The 15,083-nt window shown below is 67.5% G+C and carries 14 protein-coding genes; 5 read left to right on the top strand and 9 right to left on the bottom strand.

Annotation, left to right across the window (positions count from 1 at the left end; translation table 11 throughout):
* Positions 1 to 290: 290 nt before the first annotated feature.
* Together IBX18_RS33265 and IBX18_RS33260 are read left to right on the top strand one after the other, a co-directional pair.
* On the top strand, positions 291 to 2,210 hold the full coding sequence (locus tag IBX18_RS33265; protein ID WP_194837461.1) for an Hsp70 family protein: 1,920 nt from the start codon (positions 291 to 293) through the stop codon (positions 2,208 to 2,210).
* A 426-nt stretch (positions 2,211 to 2,636) separates the two neighbouring features.
* On the top strand, positions 2,637 to 3,431 hold the full coding sequence (locus IBX18_RS33260; RefSeq protein ID WP_306796524.1) for an HAD family hydrolase: 795 nt from the start codon (positions 2,637 to 2,639) through the stop codon (positions 3,429 to 3,431).
* Between the two features lie 66 nt (positions 3,432 to 3,497).
* Here the strand turns inward: IBX18_RS33260 and IBX18_RS33255 are convergent, their stop codons facing one another.
* On the bottom strand, positions 3,498 to 3,704 hold the full coding sequence (locus IBX18_RS33255) for a hypothetical protein (protein ID WP_194837459.1): 207 nt from the start codon (positions 3,702 to 3,704) through the stop codon (positions 3,498 to 3,500).
* A 1,012-nt stretch (positions 3,705 to 4,716) separates the two neighbouring features.
* The gene (locus IBX18_RS33250) at positions 4,717 to 5,124 is read right to left on the bottom strand and encodes a VOC family protein (RefSeq protein WP_194837458.1); all 408 of its coding nucleotides are present in this window, start codon (positions 5,122 to 5,124) and stop codon (positions 4,717 to 4,719) included.
* A gap of 97 nt (positions 5,125 to 5,221) precedes the next feature.
* Here IBX18_RS33250 and IBX18_RS33245 point away from each other — a divergent pair, with 97 nt between their 5' ends.
* Positions 5,222 to 6,166 carry a YafY family protein gene (locus IBX18_RS33245; RefSeq protein ID WP_194837457.1) on the top strand — a complete coding sequence of 315 codons (945 nt, stop codon included), beginning with the start codon at positions 5,222 to 5,224 and terminating at the stop codon, positions 6,164 to 6,166.
* A 244-nt stretch (positions 6,167 to 6,410) separates the two neighbouring features.
* Here IBX18_RS33245 and IBX18_RS33240 read toward each other — a convergent pair whose 3' ends face one another.
* Positions 6,411 to 7,130: an SGNH/GDSL hydrolase family protein gene (locus tag IBX18_RS33240; RefSeq protein ID WP_194837456.1), complete on the bottom strand. Its 720-nt coding sequence runs from the start codon at positions 7,128 to 7,130 to the stop codon at positions 6,411 to 6,413.
* A gap of 97 nt (positions 7,131 to 7,227) precedes the next feature.
* Between IBX18_RS33240 and IBX18_RS33235 the strand changes: the two genes are divergently transcribed.
* Positions 7,228 to 7,851 (top strand): TetR/AcrR family transcriptional regulator, encoded by a 624-nt coding sequence (locus tag IBX18_RS33235; protein WP_194837455.1) that lies wholly within the window; start codon positions 7,228 to 7,230, stop codon positions 7,849 to 7,851.
* Positions 7,852 to 7,874: 23 nt separating this feature from the next.
* On the opposite strand, the gene IBX18_RS33230 is transcribed toward IBX18_RS33235, so the two are convergent.
* The 6 genes from IBX18_RS33230 to IBX18_RS43505 all read right to left on the bottom strand — a co-directional run bounded on the left by IBX18_RS33230 (position 7,875) and on the right by IBX18_RS43505 (position 14,206).
* The gene (locus tag IBX18_RS33230; protein ID WP_194837679.1) at positions 7,875 to 8,870 is read right to left on the bottom strand and encodes a sirohydrochlorin chelatase; all 996 of its coding nucleotides are present in this window, start codon (positions 8,868 to 8,870) and stop codon (positions 7,875 to 7,877) included.
* Positions 8,871 to 8,916: 46 nt separating this feature from the next.
* On the bottom strand, positions 8,917 to 10,212 hold the full coding sequence (locus IBX18_RS33225) for a sulfate adenylyltransferase subunit 1 (protein ID WP_194837454.1): 1,296 nt from the start codon (positions 10,210 to 10,212) through the stop codon (positions 8,917 to 8,919).
* A 90-nt stretch (positions 10,213 to 10,302) separates the two neighbouring features.
* Entirely contained in the window at positions 10,303 to 11,262 is a 960-nt protein-coding gene (gene cysD, locus IBX18_RS33220) for a sulfate adenylyltransferase subunit CysD (protein WP_228542176.1), read from the bottom strand.
* A gap of 70 nt (positions 11,263 to 11,332) precedes the next feature.
* Complete coding sequence (locus IBX18_RS33215; protein WP_194837453.1) at positions 11,333 to 12,079, bottom strand: phosphoadenylyl-sulfate reductase; 747 nt, start codon at positions 12,077 to 12,079, stop codon at positions 11,333 to 11,335.
* Between the two features lie 87 nt (positions 12,080 to 12,166).
* Positions 12,167 to 13,978, bottom strand: a complete 1,812-nt coding sequence (locus IBX18_RS33210) for a nitrite/sulfite reductase (protein WP_228542175.1) — start codon at positions 13,976 to 13,978, stop codon at positions 12,167 to 12,169.
* A gap of 135 nt (positions 13,979 to 14,113) precedes the next feature.
* Positions 14,114 to 14,206: an Ms4527A family Cys-rich leader peptide gene (locus IBX18_RS43505; RefSeq protein ID WP_370465231.1), complete on the bottom strand. Its 93-nt coding sequence runs from the start codon at positions 14,204 to 14,206 to the stop codon at positions 14,114 to 14,116.
* 330 nt (positions 14,207 to 14,536) lie between these two features.
* Between IBX18_RS43505 and IBX18_RS33205 the strand changes: the two genes are divergently transcribed.
* Complete coding sequence (locus tag IBX18_RS33205) at positions 14,537 to 14,938, top strand: SgcJ/EcaC family oxidoreductase (protein ID WP_194837452.1); 402 nt, start codon at positions 14,537 to 14,539, stop codon at positions 14,936 to 14,938.
* The last annotated feature ends 145 nt before the right edge of the window (positions 14,939 to 15,083 follow it).

Here is a 15,083-nt window from a genome sequence, read left to right as displayed (position 1 = left end):
CGGGATTGCACCGCCCGGTATCTAATCCGCCCTTGTCGAGAGGGCTGGACGGTCTGATGTTTGAATATACTCGCAGGTGACGCGGATCATTGTCGCCGGGAGCTAAACGTTTCACGCCATTCGCGGCCCGTTCATGTCAATTCCACATCCTTCCAGCGAGCCCAACAGCTAATCTGTGCTGGCTGTTTGGAAGACGACCGCGGCCACATGGTTCTCTGTGTGATGGACGTGGTCTCGGTACGTTGACGGGATAGCATATGACCACAGGTCTGGGTTTCAGCATCGGTGCAGTGAACTCTGTGACGGCTTCGGTGACCGGTGCACGAACCCGGCCCGTCGTGCGCAGTCGACGCACCGCGGTGACGTTCGACAGCGCGGGCGGACTGCGCATCGGCGGCATCCCGCAATTCAGCATGGCCGTAACGGATTTCGCCGACCTGAGCCGCGATCCGGAACCGATGATCGTCGGCGGGCGCATCTGGTCGCCGGCCAACCTCGTCGCGGCAGTGGTGCACGGACTGCGCGCGGCCGAGCCCACTGCGGCCGAGTCGGGTGCCGTAGCCACCTATCCCGCAATGTATTCCGACAAGCAGGTGTCCTTGCTGCGGCAGGCGCTCGATCTATCGGGTGCGAGTGACGTTGCGCTGGTACCGGAACCGGTCGCCGCCGCCGAATGGCTGGAGCGCGAACATGGTCCACTCGAGCCCGGCTTCGTGCTCGTCTACGACCTCGGCGGGACCAGTCTAGACGTCACCGTCGTGCGGGTCGGCCCCGACTGGGACAACCATCCGATGGTCGGAAAGCCGGTGCGCTGCTACGACTTCGGCGGCAGGCCGCTCGGCGCGATGATCGCGCGATACGCCCATGACACCGGTCCCGGCGCGACCACGCCCATGTCGCTGCTGTCGATGGTCGACATCGACGGCCTGCGCACCGCGCACGTGCACGACACCCTCGAAGTGGTGCGGGCGGCCGTCCGATCCGCCGACCTCACCCTCTCCGACATCAGCCGCATCCTGGTGATCGGCGGGGCGTCGCGGCCGGCCGAGGTCGCCCGCACACTCGCCGAACTCGGCCGCCCCCTGGTCGTTTCGGCCGACCCGGGTCACACCATCGCTGCGGGCGCCGCCTTGATGGCCGCGCGCACCATGGCGCTTGCCGCGTCCGGTGGTAAGGAGTATGCGCCGCGTGTCGCCGTATTCTCCAGCGCTGCTGTGGTTTCCGCGGTTGCCATGTCGGCGGTGACCGTATTCGGTAGTCCCGCAGGCCCCGCCGCGTCACCGGTGCTCGAGCACTACCCGGGCCTCGACTCGCCGTCGAGTGACGCCTTGCTCTACGACGCCAGCGCGGACAAATCGGCCGGTCAGCACGAGGCCTGGGTGGCCACACCGGCGGGATGGAAGACCTCGCGAGCCATCGCGGCCGGCCTCGGTGCGCCGAGCTCGTCCGCCTATGGGCTGTTCATCACACCCGTGGCGCGTACCAGCACGCTCGGTCCGAGCATGGCGGAATCCCGCAGCGACTCGCACGACGAACTCGCAAGCCACAGCGGCGCAGCGCGACCCGGCGGTACCTACGCCGACCCGGCGTACTTCATCAATCCGTTGCCCTTCGGGCAGCCTGCGCCATTGCCTGGGCATCCTTCGGTTCCGGGCGTCCCTGCCCATCCGGTGTCGCCGATCGCGGGCGCGCCCGTATCGCCGCCCGCGTCAGGTTCGATACCCGCTGCGCCGCAAACCAATCCCGCGCCTTCGGTACCGGACCCGGTCGCTACACCAGCCACTGGTGGTGTGGTGGACAGTCCGACAGCAGGCGCTGGTACCGCCACCGGCACAACACCTTCCGAAACCACGAGCGGCACTACCTCGGGAAGTACCTCGTCCGGCGGAACCACCTCCGGCGGAACCACCTCCGGCGGAACGTCCGGCGAATCCAGCACCAGCGGTACGTCTTCCGGAGAGACCTCGGGTGGCACCACGTCCGGGACCGGCGGCACGTCCGACACCTCGTCCGGCGGTACTTCGACGGGTGGCAGTACTTCGGGCGGAACCACTTCGGGCGGAAGCACATCCGGCGGCACGGCGTCAGCCGGAACCTCCAGCGGCACATCGACCAGCGGCAGCACGTCCGATACTTCTTCGGGCAGCACTTCCGGCGGATCGCCCTCCGGCGGTTCTACTTCCGGCGGCGACTCCGCGAGCAGCCACTAGCTGCCAGTGGCCCGCATTCGACTCGATAATCTGGTCGGATGCGGGTGCTCACCTCCCCAGCCGAGTCATCTTCCTCAATAGGGCTGATAGCCGTCACCTGCCCGTTGGTCGTAGCGGAGCAGCGCGAGCGGCACCGCGGCAATGAAATCGGGGTTGGCTCGCGGGAATTTCCACGCGGTGCACGACCACGGCGGCAGCTACGACATGGTCGTCGACACCACTGCGGAATCGCTCGCCGAACTGGCGAGAGGCCGCGCTGCGACGTGAGCAGCTCGGCGGGGCATGGCTGACCTGACGCCCGAGCGGCGACCTCTTGATCCACCGGCGGGTAAGGGGCCAGGGGAGTACCGAATCATCGAGGCGAGCAGCAGTCTCGGTGCGGTTGATCGGGGGACGAGCGCAGCTATCGCGGGGCACAATGGGCTGGTGGCAACCGGGGGACCCCAGCTGATCGCGCTGGATGTGGACGGCACGCTGCTCGACACCGGCAGCCCGGTGAGCGAGCGGGTAGCCGCCGCTGTGCGCGCGGCCGTCGCGGCGGGCGCGCACGTGGTCGTGACCACCGGGCGAACCGTCTTGGCGACCCGTTCGGTGCTGGCCGAGCTCGGCCTCGTCGAAGGGCACGCGCTGTGCTCCAACGGTGCGGTGCACGTCGACGTCGCCAAAGGTCAGCCGCTCACCGTGCAGGATTTCGACCCGGCGCCCGCGGTCGTCGCATTGCGCGCCCTGATCCCGGAGATGATCTTCGCTGTGGAGAAGGTCGGCGTCGGTTACTGGGCGACCGGCGTCAGCCCTGGACAGTTCTCGCTCGGCGAATACCTGCTCGTCGACCACTCTGCCCTGAGCAGCGAGCGCACTCCGCGACTCAACGGTTGGTGGCCGCAGGGTTCACTGGCAGAGATGCTGCGCCTACTGGCAGAACTTCAGGTCCCCGGTGCCAGCTGGGTGCACGGCGAATTCGGCCCCTGGCTCACTGTCTCGCGCCAAGGCGTCTCGAAAGGCTGGGCCCTCGAACGTCTCCGCCTGGCTTTGCAGGTACCGCGCACCGCCACCCTGGCGATCGGCGATGGCTACAACGATCGCGAAATGTTCCGCTGGGCAGCACATTCCGTGGCTATGGCGAATGCTCCCGCGGAGGTCCGCGGCTTGGCGGATGAGGTCACCGGGAACGTGCTGGAAGACGGCGTCGCCACGGTACTCGAGCGGTGGTTCCGTCCCTGAGCAGGACGACCAGGTGTCGGCAGCATCTGTAGCTGGCACCATCGCGCCGGCCGGTGCCGGCATCGGCTACGGTCGCAGCCGCCGCCACAAACCGGTGACCCGGGTGGTCCATCCCGTCTGGCTGCGAGGCGCCGGAGAGTCGTTGTCCGACAACCCTTCCAGCGGCGGCATGATCACGGTCTGCTCCAATTTACTGACGGCCGGGATCATTTGGGTCCGGCCGAGCGTGTCCGCCGACGGCCGACCGGCCTCGTCCGGGGTTCGATCTCGCAACGCAGGTGCCTCCGCGGCACTGTTCGCATCGTCTGCCGCTCCAGCGGGTATGACCATAGGTGTCCTTCCGAGCCCGAAGCCGCTCGCATTGGCACGGCCTGATGTGGCCCAGATCATATGTCGGCCCATGTCGCAACGCCCGCCCCGCCCCGCCTGCGGTCGATATCCAGTCCGCTCTACGGGTCACCGCTCATCTGTCCAGACCGAGCGATCGCCCGAGCTTCATCTGAAATGCTGCGCGAGACATTGCATCTCCGGTCACCCGTGGCAACCATCTCATAGCGGGGTCGCGGGGTCGCGGGGTCGCGGGGTCGCGGGGTCGCGGGGTCGCGGGGTCGCGGGGTCGCGGGGTCGCGGGGTCGCGGGGTCGCGGGGTCGCGGGGTCGCGGGGTCGCGGGGTCGCTGGGTCGCTGGGTCGCTGGGTCGCTGGGTCGCGGGGCTGCCGGGCTGCCGGGCTGCCGGGCTGCCGGGCTGCCGGACTGCGGGGTCGCCGGGCTGCCGGGTCGCCGGGTCGCGGGGTTGCCGGGCTGCTGGGTCGCGGGGTTGCCGGGCTGCTGGGTCGCGGGGTTGCCAGGCTGCGGGTTGCCAGGCTGCGGGCTGCCGGGTCGCGGGGTTGCCGGGCTGCTGGGTCGCCGGGTTGCGGGGTTGCCGGGTTGCGGGGTTGCCGGGTTGCGGGGTTGCCGGGTCGCGGGGTTGCCGGGTCGCGGGGTTGCCGGGCTGCGGGGTCGCCGGGTTGCGGGTCGCGGGGTTGCCGGGTCGCGGGGTTGCCGGGCTGCGGGGTCGCCGGGTTGCGGGTCGCGGGGTTGCCGGGTCGCGGGGTTGCCGGGTCGCGGGGTTGCCGGGTCGCGGGGTTGCCGAGTTGCCGGGTCGCCGGGTTGCGGGGTCGCCGGGTTGCGGGGTCGCCGGGCACCGACGCCGGACCGCCAGGCTACCGACGACCGAGTGCCCCGCAGCAGGCTGCGGGGCACTCGCTCGGATTGTTCGGCCGCGACTAGGAGGTCGCGGTGGGGGACTACGCCGGTCCGGTCTTGGCCAGGACCTCGAGGTAGTGCGGGTTCGACATCAGGCCGAGGACGTTGCCGAAGGGGTCGACGACCGACGCCGTCACGAAACCGGTGTTGCCGCGCGGGGTGATCGGGTCGTATTCCTTGGCGCCGAGTTCGAGCAGCCGGTCGAAGGTGGCCTGGAGGTCGTCGACGTGCCAGTTGACGATCGCGCCGCCGGGGGCGTTGTGGGCGCCCGCCGGTCCGTATGCGCGGTTGACGATGCCGAATTCGTGCAGGTAGTCGCCGATGCGGAACTCGTAGTAGCCGCCGGGGACGTGGAAGTACGGCTCGACGCCGAGGAACTCGCTGTACCAGTCCTTCGCGGCCTCCAGATCGTCGGCGTAGAACGTGCTCGTCGCCATTCCTCGCAGCATGTCAATCTCCTTCTTCGGTGTGTTCTTTGCTGTTGAAAACCATCATCCGCCCTAAAGTGCTCACTGAATGAGCACTTTTTCCGGCAGAATTGTGCGCATGCGAGCGGACAGATTGGTGGCGATCCTGCTGATGATGCAGACGCGCGGACGGGTGACCGCGGCCGAGGTCGCCGAGGAACTGGAAATCTCGGTCGCCACCGCGCGGCGCGACCTGGAGGCGTTGTCGATGGCGGGCGTCCCGGTCTACCCGCAGCCCGGCCGCGGCGGCGGCTGGTCACTGGTGGGCGGCGCGCGCACCGACCTCACCGGCTTGACGGCGGGCGAGGCTCGAGCGTTGTTTCTGCTGGCGGGACCGTCGGCGAACGCGGTGCCGGAGGTGAAATCAGCACTGCGCAAACTGGTTCGCGCTTTACCGCAGCCGTTCCGCACCGATGCCGCCGCGGCCGCCGACGCCGTGGTGATCGATCCGGCCCGCTGGGGCCAGACCGACCGCGAACTGCCGCCGGTGGTCGCGCTGCTCCAGCGAGCGGTGGTGCAGCGCAACAAGGTTCGCCTGCGCTACGCCAGTAAGAAAGGCGAGCACACCGAACGATTCGTCGACCCGTGGGGCCTCATCGACAAGGACGCCATTTGGTACCTCATCGCGGGCACCGACAACGGCCAGCGCACCTTCCGCATCGACCGCATCACCGAGGCCGTCGTGACCGACGAAACCGCCCACCGCCCAGCTGATTTCGATCTCTCCGCGACCTGGAATGAGGTGGTGGACGAGCTCGAGCAGCGCCGCGCCGCCACCGCCGCCACCGTCCTCATCTCCGAGCGCCTGCTACCGATCCTGCGCAATCAGCAGGGCAGGCACTGCGTGGTCGACGGCCCGATCGAGGACGGCCGGATCCGCGTCCAGGTCACCGCCCCCACCGCCTGGATGCTCGCCCAGCAACTGGCCGGTTGGGGATCCTCCATCGAAGTCCTCGACCCGCCGGAAGTTCGCACCGAACTTGTCCGCATCGGCACCGAACTCCTGGAGCGCTACCAGTCGTGACCCGGAGATCTTCCACCCGTTCCCGCTCCGGAATCGCGGCGGTCGTCGAGTGGCACACCATGGTGGGCTCTTCTCGACAAACGCCTCCACCACGTGCCACTCGCGGAAGTCTGGGTGGCCAACCACCGTCGGCCCGCCGCCGCCGTCGGAAATTGTTCGGCCCTAGCCTCTTTGGCAGCCGCCGGACCGGACCTCCGGCCCGACCTGTCGGCTATGGCGCCACTGTGCCCCGTTCGGCGGATGATCAGGCCGTGGCCTGGGTGTTCGACGGGATGCGGTGGCCGAGGGCGCGGATGATCTCGGCGGCCAGGACGGCGTGGCCGCTGGTGGTGAAGTGGATGAGGTCCTCGCTCATCAGGTCGGGGCGCAGGCGGAGGGGGTGGTCCCACAGGTCGACTAGGACGGCGTCGTAGCGGGCGGCGAGGTCGCGGATGATGTCGTTCAGCACGGACATGCGGTCCCGCATCTGGCGCATGGGTGCCATCCGGTCGGTGTCCCACACGTCGGCGAGGGTGAAGGCGCAGATCTGCGCGCCATTGCGGGTGAGGGCGGCGAAGAGGGTGTCGAGGTTCGCGCGGACCTCGTCGGGGCTGCCGCCCGCTGTGAACAGGTCGTTGCCGCCGCAGCTGAGGTGGACCAGGTCGGGTTGAAATTCGAGCACGGACTGGAGCTGATCGGCGATCACCTGCGTCGAGGTGACGCCGATCCGCCCCGTATTCAGGTATGACAGAGCAGGATTCACCGATCTCAGGGCGTCGGTGACGCGGTCGGCCCAGCCGCTGTTCGTGTAACCGGGGCTCGGGTCGCCCACACCCTGGGCGAGGGAATCGCCGAGCACCGCGTATCGCTGCCACGGAGCGCCGATAAGCAGGCGGTGTGCCGATTCGGGAGAGAGGAGCAGCGGGTCGTTGGCTTCGGTACGAAGTTCGTTGTCGCTATGCGATAGCGCGGACACGTCGGTCATGAAGATCCTTCGAGAGGGCATAAGTGCATACGATCGTTCGTTCATTAAAGTACGACCGTACGTTCTTGTATGCAACCTTTCATGGAAGAATGGAGCCATGCCCGAGCCCACTACCCCGGCCGACCAGCAGCAAGGCACTGATCAGCGCTTGGCGAAGGGCGCGCGGTCCCGGGCTTCGATCGCCAGACACGCCGCCGACGTGGCGTCCGTCGAGGGCCTGACGGGCGTGAGTATCGGCAAGCTCGCCGCGGACCTGGGCCTCAGTAAAAGCGGCATCGCCACCTTGTTCGGCAGCAAGGAGAGCCTGCAGCTGGCCGCGGTCAAAACGGCCCGCGAGGTCTTCATCGACCAGGTGATCACACCCAGCCTGGCCGAACCCAGCGGCATGCCACGCCTGCGCGCCCTCGTGAACCACTGGTTCGGCCAGGTCGCCGAACCCGCTTTCCCCGGCGGCTGCTTCCGCGTCGCCACCCTCGCCGAGTTCGACAGTCGTCCCGGTCCCGTTCGAGACGCCATCGCCGCGGACCACCGCGACTTCCTCGCATTCCTGTCCAAGGAGATCCGCCTCGCCCAGGAGCAAGGCCACCTCGCCGAGCGCAACGCCGACATCATCGCCTTCGAACTCGACGCCGTCATATCGGCCGCCCACACCGCTCGTCAGATGGACAACGAGTGGGGAGTCGCGACGGCCAGGGCCATTGTCGATAATCTGCTGGGCTGAGCTCTATCTCGGCCGGGGCGCTGTCAGGCCGACATTGTGAGAGTGGTGGCGATCGCTGCGTCGTAGCGGTCCCAGACGATGTCGGTCAGAGCTGCGTGCGGGCCGATGACGTTGGCGTGCAGCACATCCGGTGCGGCAGCGATGAGGCGATCGGTGAGCAGGCCGGGGGCAAGGAACCACGGGGCGACGAGAATGTCCTCGGCGCCACGCGTGCGCAGACGGGAAATCGCCTGGGGCAGTGTTGGTTCGGTGGTCGCGAAGCAGATCTCGGTGAGGTGCCCGGTGAGTGCGGCAAGGCGGCGGGCCACCTCGGCCGTGCGGGCGTTGGCAGCGGGGGAGGAGGAACCCACGGCGGCAACGGCGATCCCCAGTCGGCGATTCGACCGAGCGCCCAAGGGATTTCGCGGGGCCGAGAGGGTAGACGCTTGCGCCACGCCGTCTCGCTGGGACGACGCGGTGGGGGCTTCCGGGCTGTGGTCTCGCTGGGTCGAAGATGCGGATGCTTCCGGCTCGCGGTCCAGCAGAGTAAAGGCGGTTGCTTGCGGCTTGCCGTCTCGCTGGGGCACGGACGCGGTCGCTTCCAGCACGCGATCTCGGCCAGCCGAATAGATGGATGCCTCCGCCACGCGATCCCGCAGGGCAGCGATCAGTCGGGCATCAGGCCCGAGAACCCCAGCCTGGGTCAGTTGCAGTTGAGGGTGCCGAGCGTGCGCGGCCGCGAGTAGCCCCGGCAAATCCACCCGCGCATGAAAGGCGCTACCCAGCAACAGCGGCGTGACCACCGCATGGGTATGCCCCTCGGCCGCAACAGCATCCACGACCTGCTCCACCGACGGCGCACTGAGATCGAGAAACGCCAGCCGCACATCGAAACCCGGCCGCGCGGCCGCCAACTCGGCAACAACCGCCGACATCGTCGCAGCCGACCGCGGATCCCGGCTCCCATGTGCCACCGCGATCAGTGCGGGGCGGCCGGACACCTCGCTCCCGATTGCGCGGGCCGCTAACGCCCCACCCATCACGGGAGCGGCGGCCGACCATGTGATGCCGGACGGATCCGTCATCTCAGACTCCGGTACCGACCTCGACCGCCGACAGCACGTCGCCGACGAGGCCGGCGGCGAGGGTGTTGCCGCCGGACGGGTCGATCAGCAGGAAGCTGCCGGTGTGCCGGTTCACTCGGTAGTCGTCGACGGCGAGCGGTTCGGCGACGCGCAGGGAGACGCGGCCGATGTCGTTGAGGGCCAATGATTCCGGGTTCGGGTCGGCGATCATGCGCTGCTCGTCGAAGCGTTCCAGCAGGCCGCCGACGATGGCCTGGGTGGTGCGGGTGCCGTGCTTGAGCAGCAGGCGGGCGCCGGGGCGCAACGGCTTGTCGCCGAGCCAGCAGACGGTGGCGTCGAAGGTGTCGATCGGTTCGGGAGCGTCGGCGACCGAGGCGATGGTGTCGCCGCGGGAGATGTCGACGTCGTCGGCCAGGATCAGCGTGACGCTGCGGCCGGTCTGCGCGACCGCGAGTTCACCGTCGGGGGTGTCGATCCGTTCGACGGTGGTGCGAATCCCGGACGGCAGCACGACGACCTCGTCGCCCGGCGCGACCGCACCGGCCGCAATCTGACCCGCGTAACCCCGGTAGTCGGGGTACTCGGCGGTGCGCGGGCGGATCACGTACTGCACCGGAAAGCGAAGTCCCAGTGTGTGATTGCCGGTGCTGTCGGCATCGACCGGTACCGATTCGAGGTGCTCGATCAGCGAGGGCCCGGTGTAGTACGGGGTGCTGGTCGACCGGGTGGCGATATTGTCGCCGTGCAGCGCGGAGACCGGAATCTCCACGACGTCGTCGTCGGACCAGCCGAGAGTACGGGTGAGCTGGTTGAACTCCGCCGAGATCTCGGCGAATACGGTCGCCGCGTCATCGACCAGGTCGATCTTGTTCACCGCGAGCACCAGCTTCGGCACGCCGAGCAGCGCGAGAACCGCGGCGTGCCTGCGGGTCTGCTCGATGACGCCCTTGCGCGCGTCGACGAGCAGGATCACCAGCTGTGCCGTCGACGCACCGGACACCGTATTCCGCGTGTACTGCACGTGCCCCGGAGTGTCCGCGAGCACGAAAGAGCGCTGCGGCGTAGCGAAGTAACGGTAGGCGACATCGATGGTGATGCCCTGCTCCCGCTCCGCGCGCAGCCCGTCCACGAGCAACGAAAGGTCCGGTGTGGCAAGACCTTTGTCGACCGAGGCGCGGGTCACGGCGTCGATCTGATCGGCGAGCACGGATTTCGTGTCGTACAGCAGACGCCCGACCAGAGTGGACTTACCGTCGTCGACAGAACCGGCGGTAGCCAGCCTCAATAGGTCGGACATGTCAGAAACTACCCTCTCGCTTACGTTCTTTCCGCGCGGCAGTCGCCAAGGCGTTACCCACACCGCGCATCAGGTCCAATGGCGTCGGCATCAGAAATAGCCTTCGCGCTTACGGTCTTCCATCGCGGCTTCCGACACCCGGTCGTCGCCGCGGGTAGCACCACGTTCGGTCAACCGAGAAGCGGCCACCTCGGCGAGGATCGCCGCGTTGTCGGCCGCATCGGAAAGCACCGCGCCGGTGGAAGATCCATCGCCAACAGTGCGGTATCGCACCGAAAGCGTTTCCAGCACTTCGTCTTCCCGCGGTCCGCCCCACACACCGGGCGTCATCCACATACCGTCGCGCTGGTACACCGGACGCTGATGCGCGTAGTAGATGCTCGCCAGATCGATGTCCTCGCGAGCGATGTAGCGCCAGATGTCCAGCTCGGTCCAGTTGCTCAACGGGAACACCCGCACATGCTCGCCCGGCGCGTGCCGCCCGTTGTAGAGGTTCCACAGCTCGGGCCGCTGCCGCTTCGGATCCCACTGCCCGAAGGCGTTGCGCAGCGAGAAGATTCGCTCTTTGGCCCGGGACCGCTCCTCGTCGCGGCGGCCGCCGCCGAACACGGCGTCGAAACGGTGCTCGGTGATCGCGTCCAGCAGCGGGACGGTCTGCAACGGGTTACGGATGCCATCCGGGCGTTCGGTGAGCCTGCCGTCGGCGAGGTAGTCCTCGACCTTGGCGACGTGCAACCGCAGCCCGTACCGCTCGACGATCTTGTCCCGGAACTCCAGCACCTCGGGCAGATTGTGCCCGGTGTCGACGTGCAGCAGCGCGAACGGCAGCGGCGCGGGCCAGAACGCCTTGAGCGCCAGGTGCAGCAGCACGGTGGAGTCCTTGCCGCCGGAGAACAGGATCACCGGCCGCTCGAATTCACCTGCCACCTCGCGGAAGATGTGGATCGACTCCGACTCCAGCGCGGCGAGGGTATCGAAATCGCTGATGCCGAAGGCACGTTCGGTGGATTGGTCGCTCACGCGTTCGCTCACGTTAATGGTCTCCGTCATGCTGTATCCAATCTGCCTGTCCGAGGGCCCTACGTGGTTACGCACGCTGCCTCCTCCAGGCCTGACTCGGTCAGGCGGTGTGCAACCCGCATTCGGTCTTGGCGAGGCCGGCCCAACGCCCGCTTCGTGGATCGGATCCCGGCTCCGGCTTCCGTGTGCACGGAGCGCAGCCGATGGACGGATACCCCTCCTCCACAAGGGGATTGACGAGGATGCCGTGCTGTTCGATGTAGTCCTGCATCTCGTCGTCGGACCAGGCGGCGATCGGATTGATCTTCACCAGTCCGAACGCCTCGTCGAACGAGATGAGCGGCGCGTTGGCGCGGGTGGGCGACTCCACCCGGCGGATACCGGTGACCCACGCGTTGTACCCGCTCAACGACTTCTTCAGCGGAACGACCTTGCGCAGCCTGCAGCACTCGCCGGGATCGCGCCCGAACAGATCCTTGCCGAGCAGCTGATCCTGTTCGGCGACAGTCTGTTCCGGCCGGACATTGACCACGTTCACCCCGTACACCGCTTCCACGGCGTCCCGGGTGCCGATGGTCTCGGCGAAGTGGTAGCCGGTGTCCAGGAACAGGACATCAACTCCGGGGCGGACCTGCGCGGCCAGATGCACCAGTACGCCGTCCTGCATGTTCGAGGCGACGATGTAGCCACCGGGCGCTTGCGGATCCGCAGCGGCAGTGCCGAAGTTGTCCTCGGTCCACTGCAGCAGATCAAGCGTCGAGGCGTCGGTACCGAGATCGGCGGCGCCCTTATCGGCGATGGCCCGCAGCTCGTCCTCGGTGAGCTTCGCCACCAGTTCGGTTGTCACAGTTGATCTCCCATCACCTGAGGGGACGGCAGCCGGCGAAGCCGGCGGGGTGGGTAAATACAGCGTGTGCTCTTGCGCAAGCGAGGCTCATTTCAAATCCGCCTCGTCGGCACGAACGACCCACTGCGCGAATCGTTCGCCATCCTCGCGGTGCTTGATGAAGTTGCGCACCACCCGCTCGATGTAGTCACCGAGCTCGTCGCTGGTCACCTTGTGCTGACGCAGTTTGCGCCCGAAGGCGCTGTCGAAGCCGAGGCTGCCACCCAGGTGAACCTGGAAGCCCTCCACCTGATTCCCGGTGCCGTCGTCGACCAGCTGGCCCTTGAACCCGATGTCGGCGATCTGCGACCGCGCGCACGAGTTCGGGCAGCCGTTGATGTTGATGGTGACCGGAACGTCCAGCTGCGCATTGAGATCCGCGAGCCGCTCCTCGAGTTCGGGCACCAGCGCCTGGGACCGCTTGCGGGTCTCGGCGAACGACAGCTTGCAGAACTCGATTCCCGAGCAGGCCATCAGGTTTCGCCGCCACAGCGACGGACGGGCCTGCAGCCCAAGGGGTGCCAGCTCGTCGATCAGCGCGTCGACCTTGTCGTCGGCGACGTCGAGCACGATCAGCTTCTGGTACGGGGTGAACCGGATCCGGTCCGACCCGATCCGCTCGACCGCGTCGGCGACCTTGGTCAGGATCGTGCCCGAGACCCGGCCCGCGATGGGGGAGAACCCGACCGCGTTGAGCCCGTTCTTCAGCTTCTGCACCCCGACGTGGTCGATCGGCTTGGTCGGCTGCTCCGGTGCCGGGCCGTCGATCAGCTTGCGCTTCAGGTACTTCTCTTCGAGCACCTCGCGGAACTTCTCGATGCCCCAGTCCTTGACCAGGAACTTCAGCCGCGCCTTGGTGCGCAGGCGGCGGTAGCCGTAGTCGCGGTAGAGCGAGACCACGGCCTCCCACACATCGGGCACCTCATCGAGCGGCACCCACGCGCCGACCCGTTGCGCGAGCATCGGATTCGTGGACAGACCGCCGCCGACCCACAGGTCCAGACCGGGCCCGTGCTCGGGATGGTTCACCCCGACGAACGCGACGTCGTTGATCTCGTGCACCACGTCCTGCTGGCCCGAGATCGCGGTCTTGAACTTGCGCGGCAGGTTGGAGTACTCCTTCTTGCCGATGTAGCGGCGCACGATCTCGTCGATGGCCGGTGTCGGGTCGATGATCTCGGTGAGCGACTCCCCGGCCAGCGGCGAGCCGAGCACCACACGCGGGCAGTCGCCACACGCCTCGGTGGTCTCGAGCCCGACCGCCTCGATCCGCTGCCAGATCTCGGGGACGTTCTCCACCTCGATCCAGTGGTACTGCACGTTCTCGCGGTCGGACAGGTCGGCGGTGTCGCGACCGAACTCGGTGGAGATCTGGCCGAGCGTGCGCAGCTGCTCGACGTTCAACGCGCCCGCATCGCAGCGGATGCGCATCATGAAGTACTTGGCCTCGAGCAGGTCGATGTTCTCGTCGCCGGTCCAGCTGCCGTCGTAGCCCTGCTCGCGTTGGGTGTAGAGACCCCACCAGCGGAAGCGGCCGCGCAGGTCGCCCTTGTCGATGCTGTCGAAGCCCTGCTTCGAGTAGATGTTCTCGATCCGGGCGCGGACGTTGAGCGGGTTGTCGTCCTTCTTGGACTGCTCGTTCGGGTTCAGCGGTTCGCGGTAGCCGAGCGCCCACTGGCCCTCCGCCTTGCGACGCACCGGCTTACCCGTGCGGGCGCGCGGGCCTGCCGAGGCTTCCGGACGCGGGCGGTCGGGGCGGACGCGGCGTTCAGTGGCGGGGCGTTCGGGGCGTGGGTGGTGACCTGGCCGGGATTCGGGGCCGGACTGATCGATCGGACCGGCGTCGGTGCTCGACGTCATGAGGGTCGCTCCTGCGGGGTGGGTGATACATCCGTGCTGGAGGCGCGAGGGGCTGACTCGCACCTGCGGTGTCAGCGGACCGATGAAGTCGAATATCGGGATCGCCGGGAGGACCCGGGGATGGGCGTCGCTGAGCTACCGAGGGGAATCGGGCAGACAGCTGGCGCTACAGACGCGCTTGTAGTCGACGTGGCGACGTGCCACAAGTCGTACTCCCGATGCGCGCATGCAGCCTATTGTGCCACCTCAACGGGCGGCTTCCGACCGTAGACCGATATTTTCCGCAAAAGTGCGGAGAATCCCCTGGACCGTTCGGCAGATATGTGACGGCGGTCATAGATCATCCAGCGATGGCGGCCGGTGATACCTCGGGATCACTAAAAGTGAAGTGCGCCACTGTCGAGATGGGGCCTGCCGCCGTCGCGTTCGACAGCCATCGTTGCTTGGCCGGGCCGATGGAGCCGCGCCACCCTTGCCTGGCTCGTTTTCGCTGACCGCATCATGCTGTCCGCCAGTTCATTTGACCTGAAGCGCACTTCAGGGATCAGACTCTGCGGCATGAGTACCGCACCTGTCGACACCGAGCTCGACGCGATTCGCACGGTAGTTGCGACCATCCAGCACTCCCAGCAGAACGAACTCGTCGACGAGTTCGTCGGACTGTTCCGTGAAGACGCCATCTGGACCACCGGCGGCGGCAAACGACTGTTCGGCCGCGCCGCGATCGCCGAGTTCACCGCCAAGGTCCTGCCCGGCGCCATGCGCGACGGCACCGCCACCTACGAGATCGAACACGTCCTGTTCATCCGGCCCGACGTCGCCGCCGTCAAGGTCCGCCAGCGCTACCTGACCAACGACGGCCAGGTCACCGGCGAAGGTTCGCCGATGTACGTCATGTCCAAAGAGAACGGCCACTGGCTGCTCACCGCCAACCAGAACACCGTCATCGCCGAATCCTGAGGTGAGGGGGAACTGATGCCGGCATCGCCCGAGTAGCGAACGGCATCAGTTCCCCGTGATCATTCGTCCAGGTCCCATCGGGTAGCGGGGGAGGCGTCGAGTGTCGGTCGCGGGGCGACCTGCACACTGGAGGGGTGAGTTCACC

The sequence above is a fragment of the Nocardia sp. XZ_19_369 genome (assembly GCF_015355715.1).
Classification (GTDB): Bacteria; Actinomycetota; Actinomycetes; order Mycobacteriales; family Mycobacteriaceae; genus Nocardia.
The sequence above is the reverse complement of the archived record's forward strand: the minus strand, read 5'-3'. Positions and strand labels throughout refer to the sequence as shown.